We start from the raw sequence: 10,478 nt of genomic DNA on the forward strand, positions 1-10,478 counted from the left end.
AGCCAGAATTGAGCGGTTGTCGCAAGCACCAAGGCGGTCGCAATGAGTGCAACGAGGCGGAAGTCTGATCGATGGCTGCGGTTCGATGGCCGCGCGATCGACAAAATTGAGGTGATGAGTTATCCCTTTTGAAGCCGTTGCTCCCAATTCTGGGATAAGGTAATTGCAGGCGGTCCCAGCAACGTCGGGCGGCCTTTTTGGTGATCGAATTCATGGGACGACACTCTCGGTCCGTGACGCATCTGCGAATGACTCCGCAAGTTCCGTGCCATCAACGACAAATCTGGCTCTGCTGAGCGGGTGGTGGAGGCACGAGCGTGGGCTATCCCAAGAGCTTGCCGCAAGGTTGTTCGAAGTTGAGGTGCCGGATAGACCGCAAATATGTCGGGCGGCCTGGGGTTGGCCAACACGAAGATGCGCAAGTTCAAAAGGACGAGCTGAACCCTTGCCGATATCCATCCGAGGCTGATCTGGAGAAGGTCAAGAACTGCGTCTTGAAGGCTTCCGCCGCACCGGCAAATGCTAAGCCAAGGTGCTGGGCAAGATGGACAGGGCCATCCAACCCGTCGACTGGACGCTCATTAATGGCGTCGGTGTGGCTCTGTAGCTGGCGAGAAAAACGCCCTGCTGAAAGACAAAAGCTCGTGTGGCCGGCTCTGAAGGACGGCCAATGAGGCATGCGAGGAGAGGCTATAGTCCATTCGTGTAGACTGATCTTGTCCTACGGAGGCGGCTAACCACCCCGCCAGACATCATCGAGGGGAGCGCCACTAGGCTCACCCCAAGTGTTGGTCGTTTCCACCTGGTGACCTCGGCCAAGTCACCAAGCCGCTTAGCGCAAGCTTTCGAACTGGATGCTCCCCGGGCACATGATCGGCTAGCGATCCCACCAGTTGAGTTGCTCCAAGTCGCTGTCTAGCATTCTACATTCTGTGTCCGACGCTGGACAAGAATGTTGCAATCCCGACCAGCAAGTCAGCGCAGGCGCCACCTGTTGCCCAGCAAACGGCAAGGATTATCGAAAGACGAATTCGGCACGGAGCTTGCACCGACGATTGCATGCAAATGCCGACAGCATCTCATGAACGGTCTCTCGATTCTGGCGCGGTTAAATCGCGGCCGGTTCCAGATCATGTCCCGCCCGAAATGGTGAGGGACTTCAACCTGTTTACGTCGCCCGGCATGTTGCCGACGGCTAACGGGGATCCGCATGCAGCGGTTGCTTGCGTTCATGCCGGGCCTCCGATCTTTTATTCAACCAGCAACACGCGCGACGGTCGGGGTACCTGGGTCATCACTCGCGCGAGCGACCAGCGCCGGGTGCTGCAGGACACCGAAACGTTTTCCAGCCATCGCAGCATCTTCGCCTCTGTGCTCGGCGAGAGCTGGCCGATGATCCCGCTTGAGCTCGATCCGCCATTCCACGGTGTTTTTCGCTCACTGCTCAATCCGCTGCTTTCGCCAAAGCGGGTAATGGCATTGGAGCCGGCTGTCCGGGAACGAGCGATCAAGCTGATCGACAGGATCGCCGCATCAGGCACGAGCTGCGACATCATGAAGGATTTTGCAGTTCCGTTCGCGGTCAATATCTTCCTTCGCTTTATTGGGCTTTCGGACAACGGACTAGAAACATTTGTCGGCTGGGCTAGAGATCTGCTCCACGGCGATAAGGAGCAACGACCACCCGCAGCCCGGACGATCGTGGCCTTCATCGACGAACTTGCCACCGAGCGCCGCAAGGAGCCGGTCGATGATTTCATGACCTTCATCGTGAAGGCAAAGGTCGAGGGTCGTCTGCTCAGTGACGAAGAAGTCCGTGGCATCGGCGTGCTTGTGTTCGTCGCGGGACTCGACACGGTCTCAGCAGCCATATGCTTCGACTTGGCCCATCTCGCGCGCAACCCCAAAGATCAGGAATTGCTACGAAGCGAACCTGACCGGATTGCCGTCGCTGCGGAAGAATTGCTGCGCGCCTATTCGACCATTCAGATGATCCGAGTGGCAACGAAGGATGTCGACTTCAAAGGCGCGCCGATCCGCAAGGGAGATTATGTTTCCTGTGCCACGATGATTGCCAATCGTGACCCGGCGGAATTCGAATGCCCGAATGAGATCGATCTGGCGCGCGAGGACAACCGGCACGCTGCCTTTGGCTATGGTCCCCATCGTTGTCTTGGCTCACACCTTGCCCGGCGGGAGATTGTCATTGGCCTGGAGGAGTGGCTGGCGCGCATCCCAGCCTTTCGGATCAAGACAGGGACTGAACCTATCACCTTCGGCGGCCATGTGTTCGGGATCGAGAATCTGATCCTGGAATGGTCCTGAAGTTTCAGCCAACGACATTGGAGTTCGCTATGCGTGTCGTCGTACATAAAGCCAGATGCCAGGGTCATGCGCGCTGCTGGGCGCGGGCGCCGAGAGTCTTCAAGCTTGATGACGCCGGCTACATCTTGCCCGGTGATATTGATGTTGCCGATGGGGAGCAACTGCTTGCCTCAAAAGGGGTACGAGCCTGCCCCGAACAAGCTCTGGAAGTTGACGAGCCCCCCGCTAACTCAGTTGTAGAGAGAGACACACGCAAAGTGCAGACTGGCATCGGGAAGGACAAAACAATCATACAATTCGCGACAGACCCTGTCGACCACGCGAAAATTACCGAACTGCGTGACCGAGAGGCGATCCGCAACTGCCTGTATCGGTACTGCCGCGGGATAGACCGCGCCGATGAGGCGGCGCTGCGTAGCGCATACTGGCCCGAAGCGTATGACAGGCACGGTCCCTATTGCGGACCGGCAGAGGACTTCATCCAATTTGCTCTCGGTCTGCCGGGGCACCGTAACATCCATCAAATCACGAACAGCCTGATCGACTTCATCAGTTCAGCAGAGGCCGCGGTCGAGAGCTATTTCACCGCGCTGCAACGCGGACCGGATACAGACCAAGAAATACGTCAGACGCTGCTTTGCGGCCGTTACTGCGATCTGTTTCAGAAGAGGCAGGACGAGTGGCGAATTGCGGAACGGACAGTCGTCTACGATTGGGTTGAGGAGCAAATCCCGCCAGCGATTCTTGAGGCAGATAGGTTCGGCCGGCGACAGCCGATTGGAGCACCACATCCAGACGATCCCATCTACCAGTTGCTCAAGGGTCACATCCCCACCGACCAAGATGGCGTCGAGGGTCCCCAACTGGGAGCTGCATAAGTGGGTAGGAATGGAGGATGAGCGCCCTACGGGAACGACATCTGTGTGGGGCCGCGACTGGCGGTCACTGCAACGATTTGGCTCGGCCCTTCATTCCGCCCAAGGTTGATGGGCTGAGATCACAAGCGGTCATCGTGGAGAAGCTCTCGTGAAACTGGCAGCACGCACCGTAATCATCACAGGCGCTGCGGGCGGGATCGGCCGTGCCCTGGTCGATATCCTTGCCGCGGACGGAGACACTGTAGTTGCGGTGGACCTTCCGGGCAGTGGTGTGGTTGAACTGGCTCGGGATCTCGGGTCGCCGCACGTCGGTCTGGAGTGCGATGTGTCGCGAGAGAAGGACATGCTCTCACTTTTCGGCCAGGTCGAAGCACGGTTCGCGCAAATCGATGTCCTCATCAACAATGCGGCGGTTGGACCCACGATGGATAGGATCATCGACACCGCTGTCGATACCTTCCGACGCGGCGTGACAGTGAACCTTATTGGGCCATTCGTTATGGCCCGGGAAGCGGCGCGGCGCATGAAGCCGGGCGGTGCGATCGTCAATGTGGCTTCGATGGCGGGCGTGGTCGGCAATCCCAGGCGCAACGCCTACGCAGCCTCGAAAGCTGGCGTGATCTCGTTGACAAAGTCCCTTGCATGCGAGTGGGCTATGCGAGGAATCCGCGTCACGGCGGTGGCGCCGGGCTCCGTCCGCACCCCAATGGTCACAGAACTGGCACGCGCTGGCAAAATGGACCTCGCGGCGATACGCCGCCGCGTGCCGATGGGGCGCTTGGCTCGCCCCGACGAGATCGCCAGGGTCGTGCGTTTTCTGAGCAGCACGCAGGCGCGCTACATCACCGGCTCGGTGCTGGCAGTCGACGGAGGCTGGATGTCATTCAACCAGCCGGGGGATGCTCACCCGCCGGTGGATGGTGCGCTCCAAGCCGAGCTCTCCTGTCCGGCCGAATGCACAGATGCGCGAATCGTGCTCGTCACCGGTGGCGCAAAAAGCATTGGCGCGGCCGTCGCTCGCCGCTTTGCCGCGAACGGCGACACCGTCGTGATTGCTGATAAAGATGGCACTGCAGCGGCAGAGCTGGCTACATCGCTCCCCGGCAAGCATCTGGCGAAATCGCTGGACGTGGCCGTCGAGAGCGATGTGGTGTCGATGTTCGAAGAACTGAGGGGACGCTTCGGGTATATCGATGTTCTGGTCAATAGTGCTGATACCGCCGACAGGATTGTGCCTGCGATCGAGCAACTGTCGAAACAGCTCGAACACGTCCTGGATGTCAACCTTACCGGCGCCTTCACCTGCGCGCGCGAAGCGATCAAGGCTATGCGCCCGGGCGGCGTGATCCTCAATCTCGGGTCGATCGACAGCTTTCTGCCGTTCGCGCCGCGCCATGCCTACGGCGCCTCCAAGGCGGGGATGGATATGCTGACCCGTTGCATGGCGGCCGAACTCGGGCCGGTCGGAATTCGGACAGCCACCGTCGCTCCTGGCCACATCCGCACGCCCGCACTTGCTCAGTTGGCCAAAGCCGGCCGCATCGACCTGACAGCAATCGGACGACGCATCCCCATGGGCAGGATGGGACGGCCAGAAGACGTCGCAGATGCATCGTTCTTCCTTGCTTCGTCTGACGCCTCATACATCAACGGCTCGATCCTCTACGTGGACGGCGGCTGGACCTCGTTCGGTGATGCGGGAAACGCCAGCGAGCTCTATGACGAATGTTTTGCGGAGGCCGCAGGTTAATTGCCAGGCCTTCGCAGGGCGACCGGCCGAGCATTATGAAGCCTCGGCTCCACGACGCACCTGAGGTGCTTGAGATCCAAGCATGCGCATGCCGAGCACATTCCCGGTCGGCTGACGTGTCTATAACGAGGAGAAATCATGGAATTTGCCACTTTCATTCTGGCCGCCCAGCGTGGCTATCACCAATCCTCAGAAAGCGTCATCCGCAACTCCATCGAACAGGCCGTCGCTTCGGAGCAGGCTGGGTTCAACACCGCGTGGTTTGCTGAGCACCACTTCAACAATTACAGCCTCATACCATCCCCGCTGATGATGGTGGCGCACTGCGGCGGCTTGACAAGCACGATTCGCCTGGGCACTGCCGTCTGCGTGCTGCCGCTTTACCAACCGCAGCGCCTGCTGTCCGAGATCGGCTTCGCCGACATCGTTGCGAACGGCCGTCTCGAGCTCGGCGTAGGCTTGGGATACCAGCAGTTCGAGTTCGAACGGTTCGGCGTGGACATCGATGAGGCGCCGGCCGTCTTTTCGGAATACCTGGACATCATTCTCAAGGGCCTCAACCAAAACGTCTTCGAACACGACGGCCAGTATGAGAAGATCCCCCCAACAGCGATTTCGGTCCGCACAGTCCAGCAGCCGACGCCGCCTATCTGGATCGCTGGCGGAGCCGCACGGATGGCTCGGGCCTACCGCGAGGGGCACAATTTTTTTGTCACAGCCTTCCACGACGGCTTAGAGACTTTGACCACACTGCGTGAATCAGTCGAGAGGGCGGCGGCATCCGAGGAAAAGAACGTCACCGACGTCAAGATATCGCTGCTGCGCTGCTGCTATGCCAGCCACGACGAGTTGGAGATCAACAGCTATCTCGACAATGCCCGCTTCCAGCGCCGGCTTTCTGAAGCCCTGCATCAGCGTCGCCAACAGAGCCACGATGGCTACCTGCTGCAGGAGACACCGACCCAGCAGGATCTGTCCTTCGAGACCATGCGCAAAAATTTGCCGATTGGCAGCGTAAATCGCGTGATTGATCGCCTGCTGGAAGAGATCGATATCTTGAAACCGGACCAGATCGCAGTTCAGACTCAATTGGGCGACTTCGACCAAAAGACGATGCTGCGCCAGATCGAGCTCTGGGGCGACAAGATCATCCCTGCGGTCAACAAGGCGCTTTGTCATGCCGGAAGCTGAAGCCGGCCGTTACGATGATGGCTGCCTATCCAGCGCGCAATGGCGTGGGTCCGAGCTAGGGAGGAGCTTCGATCAGCATGTGCTGCCCTGCGTACATTCACGTTCGCTTGAGGAGGTCCAGGCGGGCGAGGTGTTGGCGACGGAGGGGACAGGCCTTTCGTCTGTCGAATTGCGTGATGTCTTGGCCGCAACTTTCCCGTCTACCTCCAGCAGCGTATTCGCTTTGGAGGAGTTGAGCGAGCCCGAGCCGGAACTGGAAGAGGAACTGCTACGCCGGCTGCTGCTAGCGCATGCTGCGCCGGCCGACCCGGCGAGCGCCCGCTTGGCCAAGATCATCGCCCGGCGTGCGATGCGCATGGACCATCTTTGGCGGGATCTTGGCCTCTCAAATCGCGCTGAGCTCAGCCGCCTGCTTGCCAGACATTTTCCCGCGCTGGCGGCAGGCAACACAGAAAACATGAAATGGAAAAAGTACTTTTACCGCAAGCTGTGTGAGGCCGAAGGCTTTTCGTCATGCACAGCACCCAGTTGCGGGGAATGCCATGACTTCGAAAGCTGCTTCGGCCCGGAGGAAGTTGAGAGTCGCCTCTCGCCGACCACGAATGTCGGTTAGTCACTTCGCTTGATCGCAGCTGCGGACAAACGCTTATCGCGGCGCCGTCGTATGGAGGAAGGGATGTTCATCGCCTCGCGATATTTGGTGACGGTACGGCGAGCGACATCGATGCCGGTCTCCTTGAGTTGAGCAACGATGTCTTCGTCGGAATGTACCTTGTCGAGCGATTCTTCGGCTATGATTGCCTTGATCCGATGGCAGACAGCTTTGGCGGAGTGCGCATCGCCGCCCTCGCAGGATGCGATTGGCGCAGCGAAAAAATACTTCAGCTCGAACACCCCGCGCGGAGTCAACATGTACCTGTTCGAAGTCACCCGGCTTACCGTCGACTCGTGCATGCCGATCTCGTCAGCGACATTTTTGAGACAGAGAGGCCGCAGATGGGCGGCGCCGTGTGTAAAAAAGGCATCCTGCTGGCGCACGATTTCGGTCGCAACCTTAAGGATCGTCTTAGCGCGCTGCTTGAGACTGCTGATCAGCCAGTTCCCTTTTTCCTGGCAATTGTCGAGAAACGCTTTGCCTTCCGGATTTTGCTTGGTCAGCTGCGAGATTTCGGCGACATAGGTGTGGTTGATCAACACTTTGGGCAGCGTGGCCGGATCAAGCTCCACCCGCCATCCACCTTCGGACTTGGGCATTACCCAGACGTCCGGTACGATGGTTTCCGGCGTCCCGGACTGGAACCGGTCTCCAGGCTTGGGATCGAGCGCGCGGATTTCGTTCCTCATGTCGAGGAGATCCTCCTCGTCGACTCCGCAACGCTGCTTCAATCCCTGAAAATCCCCCCGTGCAAGCATCTCGAGATTGGCGACCAAAGCTGCCATAGCCGGGTCGAACCGGTCTTGCTGGCGCAGCTGAATCTCCAGGCATTCGCTGAGAGTTCGCGCAAAAATGCCCGGCGGATCAAATTGCTGCAAGATTCCGATGACCCGTTCCACATCAGCTTGCCGAACGTTTAACGTCCTGGCCAGATCGAAAAGGTTTACCTGAAGATAGCCAGTGTCCTCCAGATGAGCGGCGAGCTGTCCGGCAATCAGCCGCTCCTGGGGGGTGAACGGGTTGAGGGCGACCTGGCGGGCGACATGGTCGTGCAATGTTTCGGTGTGGGCGGTAAACTCCTCGACGGCAGGTCGATCGTTGCCGCTACTGCGTTGCGACTTCCATTGCCCGCGCCCGCCAGACGGCCCGCCAATGGGCGATTCGCCGATTTCGCTTCTGCTTTGACTGCTCCGCTGATCCACCCCTGGCAGCGGCGAATCGTCGTCAAACGGGTCAGGCTTCAAAACGGGGTTCTTCTCGAGTGCCTGCTGCACGAGCTGATGGAGTTCAGTATGCGTCAATCGCAGCAAGCGAATAGCTTCAATGGCTTGAGGCGATAAGACCATACGTTGCTTCTGGCGTTGAAGCAGGCTTGCTGAGAGATGCATGTTGAACCGTGATCTGCCGAGGAGGCTCTAGTGTGTGCTTGGGTTGTGTGAGACTTTCCACTTCTGGGTCATGCCGCCGCCTTCAATTTGTCGAGAACGTTTTGCGGGGATGAAACGCCATAGGGGTCCGTCTCGCAGTTGTCACAGAAGCCTTCCTCCTCGAACCACTGCTCCACCACGCCATCGTCGATCAGAGCGGCGTATCGCCAGGAGCGCATGCCAAAGCCCAGATTGTCCTTCGCGACCAGCATGCCCATTTTGCGCGTGAACTCGCCCGACCCGTCTGGGATCAGCTCGATCTTCTGCAGCCCCAAGGACTTTCCCCACGCATTCATGACGAAAGCATCGTTGACCGAGACGCAGTAGATCGCGTCAATTCGCAGTTCCAGAAATTGATCATAGAGTTTTTCGAAATCGGGCAGTTGGAAGGTCGAGCAGGTCGGGGTGAAGGCGCCAGGCAGCGAGAACAGGATGATGCGCTTGCCCCCGAAATAATCGTCGGAGGTCTTGTTCTCCCACTGATAAGGATTTGGCCCCCCGATCGACTCATCGCGAACACGCGTGCGAAAGGTCACGAGAGGAACGTTCTTTCTATAGGTCATTGATTTGCTTCCAGGCCAAAGTGGTACGGTGCATTTTTCGGTTAAACTGAAGCGGCATCGACTTCGGTCGACAGTTCCGGCAGCCTCGCGCCTTGGCGTGGTTGCCTCGGACCGGTCTTGTGCAAGACCGCCCCCGAGCAGGCACGTTTAACGGCGACGAGCTTCCGCGGAGACGGGGAATTTTGCTCGCGTGCTTTATCGAGCTTTGAGAGGTAGGCATGGTCTGCAACCGTGATTTTGACTGCGTTCTATCGACCGAGTCGCAAGCGCCATGCCAATTGACCCGATGCCTTGGGTTCACTTCGGTTTTTGCAGCAACTTTCGTGTTGTGCAGTAATGCCGGTCGATATTATTGCTCAAGCAGCACTGGAAATTGGGTGCGACTCCGTTCGGCAAACCCGGCCTTTGTCCGAAGCCGGACACGAATGTCGGAAATAGCCAAACGCCAGGATCTGGGGCGGGTTAAGAAACGTTGCCGTGGGCACCGGCTTCAGCACAATTGCGCCACGCGAGCATGGCTCCCAGCGTCAATGCCGTGCAGCAGCGAGACGAAGTCACTGCAGAATATCAACCTCTGCGAAGTCGTTGAAACCCAGCATGTGCGAGCCGTTCGAGGCGCAGATCAAGGCATGCTCGAGGAAGAGCTCGTGCTCTCGGCAGCAAGTGTTGCGACGTCTGACAAGGATCGTCGCGCTTCAAGGAAAAGAACCTGAATGGTGCACGGCTTGTGAAGGCCGGCGCATGGAAATGGCTGGGCTGATCATCCTCCATGAGGGTTGAATGAAGAGCTGGCCCCTATCTCCCTCAGCTGCAACGGGGGGAGATAGGGCATGTCCGTCTATCGCGCTGGGTAACATTCCTCGGTGATGCAATAAGGGGGAGCAATTTCTCATTTCGGCAGACACGACCCAGCTCTCCTTTCATGCGCTGATTCCCCCAGGGGAAATCGCGACTCCAGGCTTCCTATGCAGCGAATCGCGGTGCTGTCCGATGTCCGACAATGTCGGATGCGGATCGTAGCTGGGCTAGATCCGTCACTTTGCCTCGATGGTTTCCCACTGGCCTTATATCTGCTTCGCCCAAATGCGGCGACATAACCTGTGCGGCATCTGTGAATGGATCGACTTCAATCGAGACCTCGGAGGTCCCGATGCGCGAAGGGAGCTTGCCGATATGACGGCCACCATAGCGAACCACGGTCCGGACGACGAGGGGACTTGGATCGGCGGGCCTGCGGCGCTGGGACACCACCGCCTGGCAATCATCGATATCCAGGGCGGCCGCCAGCCGAGGATGCTCCAGGGGGATGGCCGACCTGACTTGGTGCTCGTCTACACGGGTGAGACTTACAACTACCGCGAGCTGCGTCAACAGCTGGCCGGCCTAGTCCATCGCATGAACACGAGCAGTGACACCGAGGTGGTGCTGCACCGCCCCCGCGAGTAGGGCTCTTCGGCGGGTACACTTTTTTCACGAAATCCGTGAATGTTTCTCGCGACATCATCCCGCAATCGGTGGTGCAGCGGGTGAAGAGCCCGTATCCGGCTATCCAGAATGCCGCCTACGACAAAATACTACGTACGCGGTTCACTGTGATGCTGGACGACCTAGTTGTGGAGCTTCAACAGGTTGTCCTCGATCAGGGCGAGGCGACTGATAGGCGTTTTTGACTTTAGGCTGCCATGTGGA

The 10,478-nt window shown here is 58.7% G+C and carries 8 protein-coding genes and 1 pseudogene; 7 read left to right on the top strand and 2 right to left on the bottom strand.

What is annotated here, in order from left to right; genetic code table 11:
* Positions 1–1,146: 1,146 nt before the first annotated feature.
* From P9272_RS34035 to P9272_RS34060, 6 genes and pseudogenes are all read left to right on the top strand, one after another.
* Positions 1,147–2,325 (top strand): cytochrome P450, encoded by a 1,179-nt coding sequence (locus tag P9272_RS34035; RefSeq protein WP_063169385.1) that lies wholly within the window; start codon positions 1,147–1,149, stop codon positions 2,323–2,325.
* A gap of 29 nt (positions 2,326–2,354) precedes the next feature.
* Positions 2,355–2,477 (top strand): annotated as a pseudogene (locus P9272_RS34040) (ferredoxin); the annotation flags it as partial.
* Between the two features lie 138 nt (positions 2,478–2,615).
* Positions 2,616–3,203, top strand: a complete 588-nt coding sequence (locus tag P9272_RS34045) for a nuclear transport factor 2 family protein (RefSeq protein ID WP_050580531.1) — start codon at positions 2,616–2,618, stop codon at positions 3,201–3,203.
* A 148-nt stretch (positions 3,204–3,351) separates the two neighbouring features.
* Positions 3,352–4,953: an SDR family oxidoreductase gene (locus P9272_RS34050; protein ID WP_063169384.1), complete on the top strand. Its 1,602-nt coding sequence runs from the start codon at positions 3,352–3,354 to the stop codon at positions 4,951–4,953.
* Positions 4,954–5,091: 138 nt separating this feature from the next.
* Entirely contained in the window at positions 5,092–6,144 is a 1,053-nt protein-coding gene (locus P9272_RS34055) for an LLM class flavin-dependent oxidoreductase (protein WP_063169383.1), read from the top strand.
* Entirely contained in the window at positions 6,131–6,757 is a 627-nt protein-coding gene (locus P9272_RS34060; RefSeq protein ID WP_063169382.1) for a nitrogen fixation protein NifQ, read from the top strand. The genes P9272_RS34055 and P9272_RS34060 overlap by 14 nt, the downstream gene beginning before the upstream one ends.
* Here the strand turns inward: P9272_RS34060 and rpoN are convergent.
* Entirely contained in the window at positions 6,754–8,187 is a 1,434-nt protein-coding gene (gene rpoN, locus P9272_RS34065; RefSeq protein ID WP_063169381.1) for an RNA polymerase factor sigma-54, read from the bottom strand. The two genes, P9272_RS34060 and rpoN, sit on opposite strands and share 4 nt — an antisense overlap.
* A 68-nt stretch (positions 8,188–8,255) precedes the next feature.
* Complete coding sequence (locus P9272_RS34070) at positions 8,256–8,789, bottom strand: peroxiredoxin (RefSeq protein ID WP_063169380.1); 534 nt, start codon at positions 8,787–8,789, stop codon at positions 8,256–8,258.
* A gap of 1,173 nt (positions 8,790–9,962) precedes the next feature.
* Here P9272_RS34070 and P9272_RS34075 point away from each other — a divergent pair.
* Positions 9,963–10,235, top strand: coding sequence for a hypothetical protein (locus P9272_RS34075; RefSeq protein ID WP_199489650.1), 273 nt, complete (start codon positions 9,963–9,965; stop codon positions 10,233–10,235).
* The last annotated feature ends 243 nt before the right edge of the window (positions 10,236–10,478 follow it).

The sequence above is a fragment of the Mesorhizobium sp. WSM4976 genome, from assembly GCF_029625685.1.
In the GTDB taxonomy this organism is placed as follows: domain Bacteria; phylum Pseudomonadota; class Alphaproteobacteria; order Rhizobiales; family Rhizobiaceae; genus Mesorhizobium.

What these genes read in the sequence shown, in the direction of transcription:
- P9272_RS34060 (WP_063169382.1), top strand. Translation starts at nt 6,131, where the DNA reads ATGCCGGAAGCTGAAGCCGGCCGTTACGATGATGGCTGCCTATCCAGC.
- P9272_RS34070 (WP_063169380.1), bottom strand. Translation starts at nt 8,789, where the DNA reads ATGACCTATAGAAAGAACGTTCCTCTCGTGACCTTTCGCACGCGTGTT.
- P9272_RS34075 (WP_199489650.1), top strand. Translation starts at nt 9,963, where the DNA reads ATGACGGCCACCATAGCGAACCACGGTCCGGACGACGAGGGGACTTGG.
- P9272_RS34035 (WP_063169385.1), top strand. Translation starts at nt 1,147, where the DNA reads ATGGTGAGGGACTTCAACCTGTTTACGTCGCCCGGCATGTTGCCGACG.
- P9272_RS34055 (WP_063169383.1), top strand. Translation starts at nt 5,092, where the DNA reads ATGGAATTTGCCACTTTCATTCTGGCCGCCCAGCGTGGCTATCACCAA.
- rpoN (WP_063169381.1), bottom strand. Translation starts at nt 8,187, where the DNA reads ATGCATCTCTCAGCAAGCCTGCTTCAACGCCAGAAGCAACGTATGGTC.